Source organism: Candidatus Nitrosocosmicus agrestis, assembly GCF_008389435.1.
GTDB classification, from domain to species: Archaea; Thermoproteota; Nitrososphaeria; order Nitrososphaerales; family Nitrososphaeraceae; genus Nitrosocosmicus; species Nitrosocosmicus agrestis.
The window spans coordinates 28810-45579 of the sequence record NZ_VUYS01000019.1 but is presented as its reverse complement, the minus strand read 5'-3'; the positions used below and the strand labels follow the sequence as shown (position 1 = coordinate 45579).

17 protein-coding genes and 1 tRNA gene are annotated in these 16770 nt (G+C 34.0%); 9 read left to right on the top strand and 9 right to left on the bottom strand.

Translation table 11 applies throughout. The annotated features are described in order from the left end of the window. The first annotated feature begins 24 nt into the window (after positions 1-24). Entirely contained in the window at positions 25-237 is a 213-nt protein-coding gene (locus F1Z66_RS11980; RefSeq protein ID WP_149863858.1) for a hypothetical protein, read from the top strand. Between the two features lie 36 nt (positions 238-273). On the opposite strand, the gene cyoE is transcribed toward F1Z66_RS11980, so the two are convergent. Beyond that, positions 274-1182: a heme o synthase gene (gene cyoE, locus F1Z66_RS11975; protein WP_230207540.1), complete on the bottom strand. Its 909-nt coding sequence runs from the start codon at positions 1180-1182 to the stop codon at positions 274-276. Between the two features lie 75 nt (positions 1183-1257). After that, the gene (locus F1Z66_RS11970) at positions 1258-1593 is read right to left on the bottom strand and encodes a hypothetical protein (RefSeq protein WP_149863857.1); all 336 of its coding nucleotides are present in this window, start codon (positions 1591-1593) and stop codon (positions 1258-1260) included. A gap of 212 nt (positions 1594-1805) precedes the next feature. On the opposite strand from F1Z66_RS11970, the gene F1Z66_RS11965 reads away from it, so the two are divergent. From F1Z66_RS11965 to F1Z66_RS11950, 4 genes are all read left to right on the top strand, one after another. Next, positions 1806-2465 carry a hypothetical protein gene (locus tag F1Z66_RS11965; protein ID WP_149863856.1) on the top strand — a complete coding sequence of 220 codons (660 nt, stop codon included), beginning with the start codon at positions 1806-1808 and terminating at the stop codon, positions 2463-2465. Further along, on the top strand, positions 2465-4090 hold the full coding sequence (locus F1Z66_RS11960) for a hypothetical protein (RefSeq protein ID WP_149863855.1): 1626 nt from the start codon (positions 2465-2467) through the stop codon (positions 4088-4090). Before F1Z66_RS11965 ends, F1Z66_RS11960 begins: the two co-directional genes overlap by 1 nt. 86 nt (positions 4091-4176) lie before the next feature. After that, the gene (locus tag F1Z66_RS11955) at positions 4177-4611 is read left to right on the top strand and encodes a hypothetical protein (RefSeq protein ID WP_149863854.1); all 435 of its coding nucleotides are present in this window, start codon (positions 4177-4179) and stop codon (positions 4609-4611) included. A 71-nt stretch (positions 4612-4682) separates the two neighbouring features. Next, complete coding sequence (locus tag F1Z66_RS11950) at positions 4683-5441, top strand: DsbA family protein (RefSeq protein ID WP_159357580.1); 759 nt, start codon at positions 4683-4685, stop codon at positions 5439-5441. A gap of 764 nt (positions 5442-6205) precedes the next feature. Here the strand turns inward: F1Z66_RS11950 and F1Z66_RS11945 are convergent. Both F1Z66_RS11945 and F1Z66_RS11940 read right to left on the bottom strand, forming a co-directional pair. Continuing rightward, positions 6206-8083: a sensor histidine kinase gene (locus tag F1Z66_RS11945; RefSeq protein ID WP_149863852.1), complete on the bottom strand. Its 1878-nt coding sequence runs from the start codon at positions 8081-8083 to the stop codon at positions 6206-6208. A gap of 943 nt (positions 8084-9026) precedes the next feature. After that, positions 9027-9100 (bottom strand) — tRNA-Ile (locus F1Z66_RS11940). A 595-nt stretch (positions 9101-9695) separates the two neighbouring features. Between F1Z66_RS11940 and F1Z66_RS11935 the strand changes: the two genes are divergently transcribed. Together F1Z66_RS11935 and F1Z66_RS11930 are read left to right on the top strand one after the other, a co-directional pair. Beyond that, complete coding sequence (locus tag F1Z66_RS11935; protein ID WP_159357581.1) at positions 9696-10505, top strand: NAD(+)/NADH kinase; 810 nt, start codon at positions 9696-9698, stop codon at positions 10503-10505. Then, positions 10489-10980, top strand: a complete 492-nt coding sequence (locus F1Z66_RS11930) for a hypothetical protein (RefSeq protein ID WP_149863850.1) — start codon at positions 10489-10491, stop codon at positions 10978-10980. Before F1Z66_RS11935 ends, F1Z66_RS11930 begins: the two co-directional genes overlap by 17 nt. 72 nt (positions 10981-11052) lie before the next feature. On the opposite strand, the gene F1Z66_RS11925 is transcribed toward F1Z66_RS11930, so the two are convergent. From F1Z66_RS11925 to F1Z66_RS15635, 3 genes are all read right to left on the bottom strand, one after another. After that, on the bottom strand, positions 11053-12261 hold the full coding sequence (locus tag F1Z66_RS11925) for an adenosylhomocysteinase (RefSeq protein WP_255437923.1): 1209 nt from the start codon (positions 12259-12261) through the stop codon (positions 11053-11055). A gap of 235 nt (positions 12262-12496) precedes the next feature. Next, complete coding sequence (locus F1Z66_RS11920; protein WP_149863848.1) at positions 12497-12661, bottom strand: RNA polymerase Rbp10; 165 nt, start codon at positions 12659-12661, stop codon at positions 12497-12499. A gap of 106 nt (positions 12662-12767) precedes the next feature. Then, positions 12768-12905 (bottom strand): hypothetical protein, encoded by a 138-nt coding sequence (locus tag F1Z66_RS15635; RefSeq protein WP_154670561.1) that lies wholly within the window; start codon positions 12903-12905, stop codon positions 12768-12770. Between the two features lie 150 nt (positions 12906-13055). Here F1Z66_RS15635 and F1Z66_RS11915 point away from each other — a divergent pair, with 150 nt between their 5' ends. Then, complete coding sequence (locus F1Z66_RS11915) at positions 13056-13919, top strand: NAD(P)H-hydrate dehydratase (protein ID WP_149863847.1); 864 nt, start codon at positions 13056-13058, stop codon at positions 13917-13919. 9 nt (positions 13920-13928) lie between these two features. Here F1Z66_RS11915 and F1Z66_RS11910 read toward each other — a convergent pair whose 3' ends face one another. Next, the gene (locus F1Z66_RS11910; RefSeq protein WP_159357582.1) at positions 13929-14717 is read right to left on the bottom strand and encodes a TrmB family transcriptional regulator; all 789 of its coding nucleotides are present in this window, start codon (positions 14715-14717) and stop codon (positions 13929-13931) included. A gap of 202 nt (positions 14718-14919) precedes the next feature. On the opposite strand from F1Z66_RS11910, the gene F1Z66_RS11905 reads away from it, so the two are divergent. Then, on the top strand, positions 14920-16230 hold the full coding sequence (locus tag F1Z66_RS11905) for an AAA family ATPase (RefSeq protein ID WP_149863845.1): 1311 nt from the start codon (positions 14920-14922) through the stop codon (positions 16228-16230). On the opposite strand, the gene ppa is transcribed toward F1Z66_RS11905, so the two are convergent. Further along, complete coding sequence (ppa, locus tag F1Z66_RS11900) at positions 16225-16761, bottom strand: inorganic diphosphatase (RefSeq protein ID WP_149863844.1); 537 nt, start codon at positions 16759-16761, stop codon at positions 16225-16227. The genes F1Z66_RS11905 and ppa overlap by 6 nt on opposite strands. Positions 16762-16770: the final 9 nt, after the last annotated feature.

The window sequence follows — 16770 nt, the reverse complement described above, 5'->3', positions numbered from 1 at the left end:
ATGCTCTTTATTCGATCAATTAGTATGAATTACCCAATTAGAAATGTTATTTTTGAACGAATCAAGCGATTAGGCGGTGTAACAACTGATCTAGATTTAATCAACTCATTGCAAAAGGATAACATTAGTATTTTAGAAGATGATTTTAACAAGGTTCTTTTGGACTTGGAAATTTTTGGTCTTATTCGGGTCGGTTGGATAACTAAGGAACGAAAAAGAATAGAATTGGTCAATTAAACTATGATTATCATGTTTGCTCCTATTTGGGTATGCTCATAGTCGAATATACCATAAAGAATCTAAAGCTATGGCTATGAATATTATTACCAAATATGGGGCCGTAACTTTATATGCCTTCCAAGCGAATTCTGGATTTGGATTTTGCATTAATTTATAGTGATATATCGTCATTAATACTCCCGAACCTACCGCAACAACAAGATATAGTAGCCCCAATCCAAAAAAGTACAGTGATATTGAGTATGGGATTAAAATCAATGAATTTATGAATATATATTTGGCTGTGACTTCATCTCCGTAGACCACAGGAAGCATGGGGACACTAGCCTTGGAGTATTCTTCCCTCGTTTTTATTGCTAAGCACCAAAAATGAGGTGGAGTCCACATAAAAACAATCCAACCTACAAGAAATCCTAAAAGGTCCATCCCGTTTGTTGTTGTAGCCCATCCTGCCATAGAAGCTGCACTACCTGCAAAACCCCCTATAACTATATTCCATACGTTCCTTCTTTTAAGGACAAGGGTATATACTACTACGTAAAAGAATATTCCCAATGCGATCATGAAAGTGGCCATGGGATTTAGAGTAAACCATGCTGTGGCTACTGATGCTACACAGAGTGCTAATCCATAAAACAAAACATTATTAGCTTTAAGTCTACCTGAGGGGATAGGCCTTTTTGAAGTCCTTACCATTAAGTTATCGATATTCTTGTCATAAAATTGGTTTATTGCACTGGCTCCCATAGATGACAAGGACCCGCAAATTATCAAAAAGAGTAACTTCCAGCCCGAAATATCCCATGCTGCATCGGGAGAACCATCGAATCTGGTAGCTGCGAGCATCGAAGTAACTGCCGTAATGACAAGTACTATTACAATTCTTGGTTTTGATACCTCAATGTAATCTTTAATAATTGAAGATTCCAGACGACCACTCACAGACACAAGTATTCAATAATAATGTGCCTTTGCTTGAATTTAACTTATTCGATGGATGAAATATACTACATCGTCCTATCTCATATCTCGTCTTTTGTCAATTTCTTGGATTTTTTCTTTTAGTTCCTCAAGCTGTCCATTGGACCACTTCACAAATCCTTCGATTAGCTCTTGAGGCAATTTATTTAGTTGAGAGACAATTATAAAACCTTCAAATATTTTTTCATAAGTTCTACAACACACAATCATATTGGTAATTGCATCACTTACAAAGTCATTACCACTACCCTTAACATAATTTTGTTTAAAGTCCTCAAGCAATTTATTTGTCCTTCTCGTCACTTCATCTTGGCCAATGTTTTTTTCATATGATTTATCAGGATCGGACACTTTGTTATAGCTATTATACATTTTCTTTTATTAATTTATTTATCCTCCATTATCTATCAAGGTGTGGTCAGATACCCTAGTGCTATCATCATTGCTTTTATCAGACTTGTGTATCATCATTCCTTTTAAATTTAGATGGCTTTTTAATTCATATAATTGTTTATTTAATTTCACAAATACGGTAGATTTTTTTCACAATCTTTTATTTAACACTTTTCAGCGTTTTTGATAATATGTCCAACATTGATGATATATTCAATGATATTAAATCTTTTGGATCCGTTGGAATTAAGAAATCTGACCTAAAGAAAAAGCATTCGGATGTTAATTTTGATGATCAATTGAATCAACTAGCCGGATCAGACAAGATTTGTATTTCTAAAAAGGGGACGTATGTCTATTGTTGGGAAAAGCAATCTTATCTAGAGTATCTGCTTTCATCTGATATTAAATTTAAATTCTTATATTATTCTATAACAGGTATTCAGAGTAAGTTAGATAATTATTCTGATTCCTTGTTTAAATACGTGGAAAAAATAGACTGTGAACTCTCAGATATGAAAGGTTCTTTTGAACGTTTCGAAGAAAAAATTAATAACCTAAAACCAGATTCACTTTTGACTACTTCAACAAGTAGCTCATTATCTATAGAAGACTTTAAGAGTAGGTTTGATAGTGCTATAGGTGAAAAGTCACAATCCATAGGCTGGGTTGAGCTTTCTGTTATTAAGGAAGATATATGTGAAAGCTGCAACATTACCAGTAACGAGTTTTATACCTTGGTATCAGAATTGATTGAATTGTACCCTGAAAACTATGAACTCTCATCAGGGGGGTATGAAGGGGTAGTCCTGAGAGGAATCATCCATGGGTTTGTGAGGTGTATCGCATAATGCCCTATGGACTTGAAAATAATCCTTTCCCGAGTACCCCAACCCCGTCTATAACAACCTCCAAAATCCTTGGTGGCAAGCGACACATCGAAGCTGTTGATTCCATAAAAAAATGTATAATTGATCTTGAATCAAAATCCAAGTTAAACGCAGGTCAGAGTGATGATTTATTTAAGATAGTAACAATAATTCAAGATGTTGGTTCTGGAAAGACCCATTTAACCTTACATTTGAAAACTATTGCCGACATACGAGACAAATCCGTCATAACCTATACGGACCTTACTCAAGTACAGCCAAGAGATATTGACAATTTCTTTCACTCAATAATATCTGGTTTTGGATCAGAATATTTCAGTCTCATAAGAACTCAATTGATGCAATATCTTAAAGAATCTTACAAACAGAATCCTAAGTTAGTTAAAAAAATTATAAAATATGGTTTTTTTGACTCTTTAAATGGAAATTCAATTTCTGACAAGATTGAGCGACTGACAGAAAAAAAATCAACCTTGTCTTTTGAACACCTTTTTGAGTTGATGTCAAAAGATTTTACAAAAATGGAGATCCATTTGGTATCTGAGATTATCCGGACAGGAACGTTAAACTATTCTGATTTAAAAACCTTTGAAAACCTGGTAATGGTTTTAAAAGCCCTCGCGGCCATTAATATCAAACTCTTAAACAAAATTACAATTTTTCAGATTGATGAATTTGACACAAATCTTTCTTCATTAGAATATATGAAAGGTTTGATAAACTCACACATCTCATATGCCATGTTAATGATTGTTACGACTCCATCCTATTACTCAGAAATATCACGTCTGAGTCCTTCTTTATTTGATCGATTGGAAAAGGCCAATTATAAAATCGATCTTGCCGGATCAAACTCCTTTGATGAAATTGATGGAATAGTACTTCAATACATTTTGCATCACAACCCCAAATTGTCTTCTTCAGAAAGAAAGGATTTATCCTCTAAAATCCGGATTATTTACGATGAGTTTCCTGATTTTAGGAATATTAGATCCATCCTAAATGTGATTAGCCATGCATTTGATACTGCATTGAGTAAGAAATCTGATATTATAGATGAACAATCTATAGAAGACACATTAAAGAGCGTTTATCCTGGACTTCGATTGAGAGGTAGTATAATGGGAATTCCCATTTCTGATTTTATAAAGATGAGGAAACTGTCGATTGACAAAGATAGGCTTGAAATTGGTATAAGAGAAGCAGTTAAAAACCTCATAAATTATTTTGAAGAAATGGGTGCCGTCAAGAAGAACCAGGATAAAATCGATCTTGATTGTCTGGATGCTATTTACAATGATCATATGGGTAAGAGAATAGGCATAACAATAGCTGTAGACACTGACAAGAACAAAAATTTTGACAAAATTGTCATGAGCACTAAGAAGACATCTGTAGTGGACAAATTGGTTATACTTACTACCAATATGACAAATATCAAAAGGACGGGAACTACATTTGTCACAATTGACAAGTGGAAACTTGCTGATCTTCTTTATTTTAATAAGAAGTACGACAGTCATGAATTCAGCAACGAAGATCCACAAAAAGCAATACTTTTGGCAAAATCTATTCAAATTTGTTAACAGACCCGAGACCCATCTTAAACCTTTAAGTCTGTTATTTTTTTATAAGTTTAATTTTTAAAACTCTATCTACCATTTAGTAATTATTGAAAAAAAATTTGAATTCCTTGGAAGACTTTGTATCTAATGTTCATAAATTAGGTTACATGCTTGTAAATTTTGCCGGTGAGCGAGTTCCTTGTTTATTAATGGATCCAAACGAGTTTGAAAACATAATGAAGGTGTCGCAGGGAAGACCCAATTCAATTGATACAAATCTTAATATTTTTGATGATGGAGTCCATGTATTTGTAAATATAAACATAAAGTTTATGAACCGTATTTTGGATTATGATTTTCTTCTGTATGCAAATGAGACGCTAGATTTTTTCAAATCTTTGTCCGTTACAGGGATGATTGGTATATCTCCTTCTGGTTCCTCGGAATCCAATGTGTTTTTTATACAGCTCCCAAGAAAGGATCAGGCAATACATGCCTACAATCTCATAGTATCTAAATTACCTGAAAGCAATAAAAGTTAATCTTTATGGGACTTTCGTTGTAAAATTATGGTTTTAAATAACCGATTAACTTTCATTTATGTGTTCACAACTTGAAGCGAAGAATTAGGAAATCGCAAGGCAAAAAGACTAATTATCGTAAATTTTTAATTTTGGCTGTTTTGTTTGGAGCACTCCTCGTTGGAGGTTCTATCACAGCATTTTCTAACTATGGAAAACAGAATAAATCCTCAACTGAGGCTAATCCTCAAAATATTCAACAGCTAATCTCAAATCTTACTACTCCTGTAATCCCTGGCGCTACCGCCTTAGGGAAGCCAGATGCACCAATAAATATAGTTGAATTCGGAGATTATCAGTGCCCATTCTGTGCAAGGTTTAACGCGGAGACTAAAGAGACTCTTGTATCCAAATACGTTGATACCGGTATAGTAAGATTCGGATTCAAAGACTTGGTAATAAATGATCTTCCAAAAGATAGACTCTCAACATTGGGGGCAGAAGCATCCTATTGTGCAGCCGATCAAGACAAATATTGGGACTATCACGACGAGGTATACAGAAATTCCAGAGGTGAAAATACTGGTTGGGTCTCAAAGGAAAGCCTGATAACATTTGCCAAGAATGTTAACATGACCGACATATCTGAGTTTACAAATTGTTTGGATTCTCACAAATATTCCAAATTAGTGGCTGAAAATGATTTGTTCGCAAAAGGTCTAGGTTTGGCGAGCACTCCAACATTTCTTATCCTTAAAGACAATTCTACAAGAATTGCGGCGATAGAAGGTGCGCAACCTATGAAGGTATTTGATGATGTAATAGGTCAATTACTAAACAATACTTTATGAAGCCGATCTTAGGTTTAAGAACATACATTCAATTAAGAATTTTTTTTAACTATTGTTTGATTTTAACAATCAAATATCTACAGAACTTTGTCCAATTTATTTTGACTCTTTATTATCTAGATGCACTTTCCCCTTAAATAGTAACATGTGTATTATTGCTTTATCGCCTATATTCTTGGAATCTGTATAAAGGTTCAAAAAGTATATTTCTATTAACACAAACTACCTATAATAAAAAAACTTTGATAATTTTATCATTTTAGCCTTTTAACCCTGCCAAATAATTGTTTTAGGGTATGTATACATAACTAGTATAGTTTTCAAATTGATCTGCTTAAAATGAAATGAAAATTCATTTTGAACATTCAGGTATTTCCTTTTAATTTTATCTAGTTTATCTAAAGAAACCAGTTTGGTTAAAACATCACTTACTCCAATTTGCAGCAATTCAGATACTAAATTAAAATTGAAAGCAGATGCTGCAAAAATGTAGTATTTTTGTTTTTCATCCACTCCATTTTTTAACCAATTTAACATCTCTAAATCCGTAAAATTTGGAATATCTATATCTAAAAGATTAGATCATAAAATAATTTCTGTATTCCTTCAACCCTGATTTACCATTATTGATGATCTCTTATAATTAATATAACTTGTCTCAAAAATCTTTAACTGCATAGGTTATACTCTCATTGTCATCTTCAATCAATACCTTCACTTGAAGAAATGGATGATTCTATGCGGTTTGTAGTAAAACTTTCACACTATGCAGAAATAAGGGTAAATTTGAATGAGGCTCCGTTCTTGTAAAATGGATCAATCCAAATTGTTCCTCCATGTGATTCTATAATACCTTTGCATATCGCTAGACCTAATCCAGTCCCTCCGTATTTCCTACTGAGGCCAGTATCTATTTGATAAAATTTTTTAAAAAGTGAATCCATATTACTCTCCGCGATTCCTATGCCATTGTCCTCTACAGTGAATATCACTTTGCCGTTCTCGTTTATGTTGTCTGTCCCAAGTGTTGCTTGGATATTTGTTTGACCTTGATTTTCGTCTTCAGCCTTGATGACAATTCTTCCTCCTTCCTGTGGGACATGGTCAACAGCATTATTTACTAAATTGAAGAATACTTGACTGATTCTCACTGGATCACATAATACTTTCTTGTTTGTCCTCACTGAAGAATTGAATTGTATGTTCTTATCTCGCATCAATGGAGAAAGAGCTGACATATTAGAATCGATCAATTCGGTAACATTTGTAATTTTCTTGCTAATTTTAAAAGTGTCTAATTCCATTCGATATACTGTAAATATATCGTTAATTATTGTCTCTAATTTTAGAATATTTTTGTGAACTATGCCTAGAGCTTTTTTCTGAAATACATTTAGCTCATCAGCTCTGTTGCCTTTAAGCATCATTTCGATATATAATTTCATTGGTGTAATAGGGGTTTTAAGCTCGTGACTAACCATGGAGAGGAACTCTTCTTTGGCTTTGTTTGATTTTAGTAGCTCCTCGTTTATCATGTTGACTTCAGATTCTTTGGCTATCAAATGTTCATTGGCTTTCTCAAGGTCCCTGGTACGTTCTTTGACCTTACGTATTAGGTTCTTTTTGGAGTTTTCAACATTTCTGCGCATTACTTCTAGACTAATCGACAAATCCTTTACTTCACTTGATCCTTCAACCATGATTTCCTTTTCAAATTTATTTCTACTTAATTCTAACGCGACATTCTTTAACTGGGTAATGGGTAATGTAATCTTATTTACTAGTATCACTGTTACTAATATCGCGCTAACTAATATAACTGAGGAAGCGATCAAAAAATCGCCTACTGTTTTATTAAATTCTTCCATTGAAGATATATTTTGGCTATTTAGTAACATAGTCCAGTTTCCATTTGTTTGGAGATTGGCTAATGTTATTGGAATTGGAATGGATATCAGTGTAGATTTGCCTCTACTAAAGTTACCATCGAAGCTAGACTTATCGGATAAACTGAAATTATTCATCAAAATACCCGAATCATGGCTTTCAAAAATATTTGATCTGGTAGAAAATATTAAAGCACCGTTGTCATGGATCAAGTCGATTGAAAACTTGTAAATGTTTCCTTCTTTATTCAAGGAAAATAACGTGTTATTGACAATATTATAAATAAAAGTATCTGATACTCTCACATCAACTAATCCTGTTAATAAATCTTGGTTGTTGTACAGCGGTGCTGTAAAATGAAATCCATTCTGGTAATTTGATATTCTATCAATTGTACTATTAAAAAAAACCCTATTTGGGATTGAACTGGTTGAAATGTTTGTATTTGAAATACTCTTGTTGGGATCTTCTCCTGTGGTATCTAAGATCTTGTATCCACTTAAATTGTAAATTGCTACAGAAGCGTATTTTGATTCCCCCAATTTAATAAAGTTATTTAACAAATCAAGCTGCTCCTTGGCCAATCCATTTGGTTGAGTAAGTATTGGTTGTTCTGCAAGATAAATTACATCAAACTTCATTTTATTGATCTCACCTAAGATCCTGTCTACCAATTGATTCCCTGAATTTTCAAAGATTTCAAGATATTTTGCTCTGAATCCTGACATGTTTTGGAGAGAAAGTATTGATGTCATAATTATAGAACCAACGATTAATGGGATAATTAAGATCAAAATATTAGTTGCTATCTTCGTGATCGTTCAATTCCAAATAATACAAGTAATATTAAATAGATTGCTATGTAATCTTAGATCTGATAATCTTGATAGTAAGGTGAGCATTTCGGAAAAAAATGATCCTGCAAAATACTTTTTTGGTTTCAAATAACCTGTGAATGCTTTATATTGACTACACTTACCGTTTTTGTATTTTCTTGTGATACCTAATATTATGCTTAATTATTTCAAACCTTTTTTTCCTAACTTTGTCGATTGAATTGGGTTTGATGGATTAGTCTAAGTCAAGTTATGTAAAGATGAATTGGATAAATTATATCTTTGGCATAATAAAACTTTTCAAAGTATATCGTATCACTCGATCTACATACCCTAGCTTCAAAATAGCATCTGACATAAATTCTGTATCTGAACAAAATAAGTAAAACGGAAAAATTTCCGATTGGAAACTTGAATGTACTGCTTTTTATCTTTAGTTATATTTCTATCAGATAAATGTGAATTTGACTTTGTTATCTCCTTCAGTTTTATTCATCGTTCCACTAGCCAATTGCGAAATTCATGCACATATAATCCAGAAGTCAGAAAAATGAACATAAGAATTTATTCAAATTTTATACTGTCAATTAATGTCCAAATGTATCCAACATCGGACCACAGTAAATAAAATTAAGTTGGCATAAATCTTATTCAAAAATCAGAATAAAATTTGACTCAATTTCTGAAATAAATCTGGCAAATCATTATCTAGTTATCAATTGAACGTTTAAATCAAACATGCTTTAGTTGCTTCCTTTTAGATATGAGATCAAAGTCGTATTAATTATCGTTGGGATCACAAACTAAACCTTTAGCAGCCGACGAGTATAATGTCTGTCCTTATCAAATATGTATTTCCATATGGGCCGAAAGGGATTTGAACCCTCGGCCTTTCGATTATCAGTCGAACGCTCCACCAAGCTGAGCTATCGGCCCCTTTTGCTAATTTTTAAAGGCCCTATTTTTCTAATATAAATGTAATTTAAAATCTCTTGATGTTTTTTATCTAAAAAATGGTAAAGTCGATTATAAGAGCGTGTCGAGGTAGGCGAGGCAAGGCCTATCTTGAGTAGTTAGCCTCATAATTTTTCTAAAAGATCTTTTTCTGGCTATTTATGTCAATATCTAAGGACTAATTGGTTTGCATTTTCATCCATTGATTCGTACCAAATCCAAAGTTGTCAATTTCTGCGAAGAGATTACCATACATGTCAGTAAAGGAAAGAATGCTGATTAACTTGAAAGGTCAAATTTTGATATATGGTTTGAAAATCACTAGTAATTTGGAACAAACTTAATTCTATATTAGTGCTATATTATAAGCTAATGCGTCTCTGTGAACCATATGTGAGGTTAATGGCAAGAATTCACTACAAAAAGGGTCTATAGAGGGAACAAATAAAATTAGTCGCCCGATAAAATGCGACTGCCGAGAATGTGATAATTAGGCCCATCAGGTCCGTGAATATTCATAATTTACAATAATGAATATAAGTAAAAAAATATACCCCATTGTATAATCATAAAGTGTTTGAATCATAAAATTCGATGCGTTGCCATTTTTACTAAAAGAAATAATGAGGAAGCAAAAACAGTTACCTCTTTATTGAAGGAAAAGATAAAAGGGCAAGGTATTGAGGTTATTGAATTCAGGAAGGATAAGTTAGATTTTCCGGGATCAGATGTGGATGAAAAATTGGATTTGGCCATAGCAGTTGGAGGTGATGGGACTACTATAAAGGCGTTCAGGTTGTTGCCACATAACGTTCCAGTGTTGTGTATCAATGCTGGCGGGACGAGAGGCATTTTGTCAGAAGTCTCAAAAAATTTTGTAGAATCAATACTAGATCCCTTAATTAATGGAAAATACTTTACTGATAGAAGGATACGGATTATAGCTCATTACAATAATAGGATTTCTGTTCCGGTTATAAATGATTTTGTGTTAATGAGATCGGAACTAAATAAGACACCTATGTTCCACATATGTGTTAATGGTGATTCCTTTGGTCAGAAAATGGATGGAATTATAGTTTCGACCCCTACAGGATCGACTGGCCACTCGCTCTCAAACAATGGTCCTGTTATACAGGAAAATCTAGAATGCTTGCTACTTACACCAATTGCATCTGTGAACAGAATGCCTCCTTTTGTACTGCCAATGGAGCGCATAACGATCAGCGCTAGTCATGATACCCAACTTGTTATGGATGGCCAGATAACTCAAGAGATTCCTAAAAATACTGAAATCAAAATAGTAAAGTACGCTTACGATGCAGTCTTCTTAAGATTTAAAAAAAATAATACTAGACAGCTGAACAAACTTGGATACAATATCTAAAACCTATATAGCTGATTCCAACGTTTTTTATATGGGGATTCCTTTTCAGAGTTCTTCTGATGTTTCATTTATGATTACAAGTCACATTTATGATGAAATAGAACACATTTTGAAGGATATTAATGGACTAGAAACATTAATTTCTGCAGGGAGAGTATCTATTTTAAATCCTTCTAGAGAATCATTTAACGACTTGAAAAAATCAAATAACAGATTTGAAGTGTCAAAATTGTCTGATGCTGATTTGTCTTTAATAGCGTTGGGAAAGGAAGTTAAATATCCAATTATATCTACTGATTATACTTTGGCTAACTTGGCCAAAAAACTTAACCTGCAAGTAATAATCCCGGGGAAGGATAAATTCAAAATTAAATCTCTAAAACACTACTGCAGTATATGCAAATCCTTCACTGATACACACGAGCCTTATTGCAATATTTGTGGCAATAAAGTAATTTTGAAAAGGACAAGATAAACTTAATTTGTTAAATCTTGTGTTTTATTGTATTTGTGAAAGATATCAAAGAATATTTTAACATTTTCAAATCTAACTCTTAAAATATTCTTTTTGCTGCAATGTAAGATTATCAATATCCAAACCAAACGCTTGTAACGCAAGTTTTGATATCTGATTCTGAATTTTATTAGGTGGTGGTGATACCTTCTTAGGTAGCTTCTCCATATATTTAAACAAATAGATTATGGAAAGAAACTGATTAGTAAATGAGAGATCCATTACTTGGGGGGAGTTGCCCTCTGAACCTATCAAATTTACTACTCTACCCCGAGCAAGCAAAAATACTTTTTTCTTATTCAGGCCATCTCTGATTTTGTAGCACGTTACGTTCTGTACAGGCTCGAAAGCGTCTGGATCAATAGCATCTAGTGCTTTAACATCAATTTCCACATCAAAGTGACCGGCATTGCATAAAATTGCACCATCTTTTAGGTAATCAAAGTGTTGTCTTCCTATTACGTTTATTTGACCAGTACATGTAATGAAAATATCATTATGCGATAATAATTTATCTAGTCTAGCAACCTCAAAGCCATCCAAATATGCTTCAATTGCCTTGAGAGGGTTTGTTTCAGTAACACTAACTTTCGCTCCCATACCTCGAGCATATTTTGAAACACCTTTTCCCACCCAACCATAACCACATACTACAATTCGTTTACTTGCAATCAACACACTTGTTGTTTTGATTATAGATTCCATAATGCTTTGACCAGTTCCAAAAGTGTTGTCAAATAAATGCTTCGTAATGGATTGGTTTACGGCAATCACGGGATAAGGGATGTCGCTTAATGCTCTTAATCTATTTACCCCAGATGTTGTCTCCTCTGTACCACCTCGAATCGGGTCCTTTCTCCTTATTGCCTTTTTGTGTAATTCACCACCATCATCAATAATTATTTGAGGTTTTGTGTCGAGAACCTTATCCATATTCGAATAAAAAGAATCTAAATTGTAGTTTTTATCTGTAAAAATACGAATACCAGATTCCTTTAAAAAATCTCTAACTTCAGTTTTGGTTGATAAAGGATTAGCAGAGCATAGAGATACGTTAGCACCAGTTTCCTTTAATCCCATTATTAAAACAGATGTTTCTTTGGTTATGTGAAGACATACTCCTATGTCTAAACCCTTTAGAGTATTGTTTTGAGAGTATTTCTGTACTAGTTTGCGTAAAATGGGCATTTGATTTTTAGCCCACAAATACTTCTTCTGCCCATTTTGGTTACTATTTTTTATTTTATTGTTTATTTTTGCTTTAAGGTAATTACAGTATTAATGCTTTGTTCTTTAAGGAAAATGATCAATCTTTTTTGTAGTCGCTCAATATATCTGAAAATCTCTTATCTTTGTAGGCAACGTACTTTACATATTCGCCGTAGGACTTATCGAATCCGCAGTTGTCGCATTTCACTACGGAAAAATCATCGGCCAAAAAAGCGGCATTTTTACAGTCAGGACAGACTATTTTCAACTAAATCGCTTTTAGTTGCTTAATTATTGGCTGTCTCACTTTTCTAAACACTCTGAAACCGCAAATGCATTTTATTTCTGGAAGATAAGACAATTCTTCTGCAGTTACATTAGTACCGCAAGACATACATTCATAGGTTACTGCACCCATCACTTCGCTGCTCATAAATACATTTTTGCATCAATGGTATTTAATTATTTTCGAAAATGTAAAATATATTTGGTCGTATTTGTACCAAATATATTTAATTTTATTTAATCCGTGTAAAAAACTATTCTGCAACCCCGTTACAGGCACAAAACCCATACTCATCTATCCTCTTATCACATCGGGGACACCTTTCATTATACTCAACCTCCCACATATGCTTTCCAAACATTTGGTAATGCGTATCGATTTCTAACGGCACAACAGATACAAACTTCTCAGTATTGGGGTGAAGTCTTGAAAAATCAAGCTTTTTATCCCTTCTCACATAATCATGTAGGTAATTCGACTATATTATTTGTTTGATGCTAAAACTAATTAGTGTGCTTATAAGGTTTATTAGTATTCCAAAATGAAATCCTATTCCAATGTCGATTCTGACTTGATCAAGAAATTTATCCTTCCTAGGGAAGTGACATCGAGGAAAGGTGATAATGGAATTACATTAATTGTTGGAGGTAGCAGAATCTATCACGGGGCACCTTTGTTAGCTTCCATGGCAGCACTGAGAAGCGGTGTCGATTTGGTTTATACCGCAGTTCCTAAAATTAATATCATACCTTCCAGAAATTTTTCGGCTGACTTAATATTGATCCCATTTCCGGATGATAAATTGACCGCAGGAGCAGTACACAGGTTGCTAAAATCGATTCCAAAAAAAATACAATCGGCGGCGATAGGTATGGGTTTGAATAATGCAAAACCTCAAGCATTGTCGTCTCTAATCCAAGGTTTACTAAATCAAGATGTTAAACTCATTGTTGATGCAGGGGCGCTTATCCCAGAAATCCTGAACCAAATTACTAACTCACAAGTCGTTGTAACTCCCCATGCTGGGGAGTTTAAGCGTATGTTTGGATTAACCATGCCTGAAAAATTAAATGATCAAATTGAAATAGTTTCGGACACGGCGAAAGAATTTGGAATCACCGTAACATTAAAAGGATATTGGAACATTGTTTCAGACGGAGAGAATGTATTTGTTATGCAACGAACCACTCCTGCAATGACAGTTGGAGGTACAGGAGACATCCTTTCAGGGCTTATAGCAGGTTACCTAACCAAATATGATCCCATCGTGGCAAGCATAATGGGACTCTTCTTTAATGGTACCGCGGCATTAAATGTTTACGCGAAAACTGGTCTTCATATGGTATCATCTGACCTGTTGGTCGAATTGCCCTTCGTAATGAAAGAATTCGACATATTGAAATGAATACAATGATTAGGCGTTCATTGATTCAATTTCTTTTCTACTAATCTTTATCGATTTTTCTGATTTCCATAAATCTTCAAATTGACGTATAAGTACTGGCATTATGATATCAACCGAATCAATTACAATTGATTTCGTTCCGTCAGTATTCATTAGGAGTATCAAGTGTTTATCAAATATAAAGATGTTTGAAGTAATGGTATTTTTTCTTAGGTTGATAGCAATGGGGAGTATTGAGGTGTCAATGTCCGAATTTTTATCAATTATCAGGTCAACTTTCACACCCCTTATTACTGCTTTTAAAATATTGTCCTGTATGGCTGAAAACAAAACATTTCCCCAGGAGTTTAAAGCTATTTCGATAGATTGCTTTGAAGACTTGATGAGTTCCACAATTTTACTGTCCGTTAAAGACTGATTCAATAGGAGGTAGTGTTTTTCATCTATCCCTTTATTCCGGAGTCCATTATCATTGATAACCTTTAATCTTTCAATTAGCCTGCGTAGCCCACTTATTTTTTCTTCATGTTTTAATAAGAGATTTCTGAAGGAATCAGCAGGTGAAAGTGCTCTAAACATCAAGGGCTTTTGATTGCTGATAATTACGAGTTTTTTTCTTTCCAGCTTTTTCAATATGGAATAAATCTTTGTTCTGGGTAAACCTGAACTATAAGCTAAATCATTTGCTGATATTAAACCCTTACCAAGTAGCCCATAATAAGCAGATGCCTCATATTTTGATAATCCTAATTCCTCTAAACCACCTAGAATTTCATTGCACGCTAAAGACTCTGACATCTTTTTCATTCTTGATTTGTAATAGTTGTAAGGACATGAGTCAAATTAATTGAATTAATAATTAAAATAAATGAAAGTAGCATCCTGATCATCCTTTGTCACCTACAATACATTAGTCTATTTTTTTTTATCCTTTTGAAAAATTCTATTTACCCTATATTCTTTCTAACACTTTGAAGATTGTAAATGAGAATAGTATATAATGACACTTGCACCACAGGAATTGGAGAATACTGCAAGTAAATTTGCAGCAGATGCTATAAAGCTTGATTCTCAGGGATCACATTCGTCTGCAATTAACTCATACCAAAGAGCAAGCGAGGCTCTCATAAAACTAGTTCAAATTTATCCCGAATACAAATTAAATAGGGTATATTTGGAAAGGGCAAGTGCTTATCAAAATCGAATTAAAGCAATACAGATGGCTAATGGTATTCTTGAGGAGGGTAAACAAGACTCTTTGGATGTCAAAGATTTTGGAGATTCCTTAAAAAATAAAGATTCTCATTTAAATTCGAGCAATCTGATAAACAAGACTGAAACTTCAGTAAAACGTGGCCTCTCTCAAAACCCACGTTCTCAGTATCCTCCTAAGAATGGACATACGCCAAGTACCGACATAATTCAGGATTTAGGAAAAGAGTTGGAAAGTCTCATTCTCAAAGAAAAACCAATGGTTACTTGGAACGAAGTAATTGGATTAGAAGATGCTAAACGTGCGATTAGAGAATCCATAGTTTATCCTACTAAACGAGCAGATTTATTTCCGCTTGGTTGGCCAAGAGGAATATTACTTTTTGGACCTCCTGGATGTGGAAAAACCTTATTGGCTGCAGCTGCAGCTGCTGAGATTCATGGATATTTTATCAATATTGATGCGGCTTCTATGATGAGTAAGTGGCTAGGGGAAGCAGAGAAGAATATTTCCAAACTATTTACTTTTGCTAGGGCTTTGCATGAAAAAGAAAAAATTCCAATCTTGCTATTTATAGATGAAATCGATTCATTGCTTGGGACTAGAAATGGCGAAGTGGGTGGTGAGGTGCGAGTCAAAAACCAATTTTTAACAGAAATGGATGGCATCAATGGAAAGGCCAAGGATTCATTTCTATATGTAATTGGAGCTACGAATAAGCCATGGAGTTTGGAATCTGGTTTTCTAAGGCGGTTTCAGAAAAGGATTTATGTAACTTTACCTGACGTGTCCTCTCGGAAGAATCTATTTAAACAATATGTATCTAAATTAACAAATGATCAGACTGTTAAGGTTGATGATTTGGCAAAACTGTCTGAAGCATACAGTGCCAGTGATATAAAAGATATTTGTCAATCTGCACAGTTAAAAGTTGTAAATGAATTATTTGAAAGAGGGGAGCCACTAGACCACTCGATTCTACCTAGAGAACTAAGCTTATTAGACTTTAAAGAGATGTTTAAGGTGAGAAAACCCAGCGTTAGTCCAGAAATGATAAGAGCTTATATGCGGTGGAGTGAACAATTCAAGGCATTATGATTGACTCTTCTTAAATCTTTCAATTCCATCAAGGATAATTTGTTCTGCTGCTTTTCTATCTTTCCAGCCAGTTACTTTTACGAACTTTCCTTTTTCAAGCTCTTTGTAGTGTTCAAAAAAATGTTTTATCTTATCCAATATCACAGGATCGATTTGACCTATTTCTGAATATCTGGAGTAATCGTAATCGATCTTCTCATTTGGGACTGCGATAATTTTTGAATCTTGCCCTTCTTCGTCTTCCATAATTAATACGCCTATCGGTTTTGATCTCACAACAGACAATGGGGAAAAGGCGTCATTACTCATTACCAATATATCAATTGGGTCACCATCTTCTTCTCTTGTCATAGGGACAAAACCGTAGTTGAAAGGATAAACCATCGATGTATGCAGCTTTCTATCTACAAAAAGAATACCCGAGTCTGCATCAACTTCATACTTGATATTGCCGTTCTGAGGGATCTCAATTACTACATTTACATTACTGGGAGGATTCTTGCCTGCACCTATCTGGTCAAATTTATTCACATTGTGAAA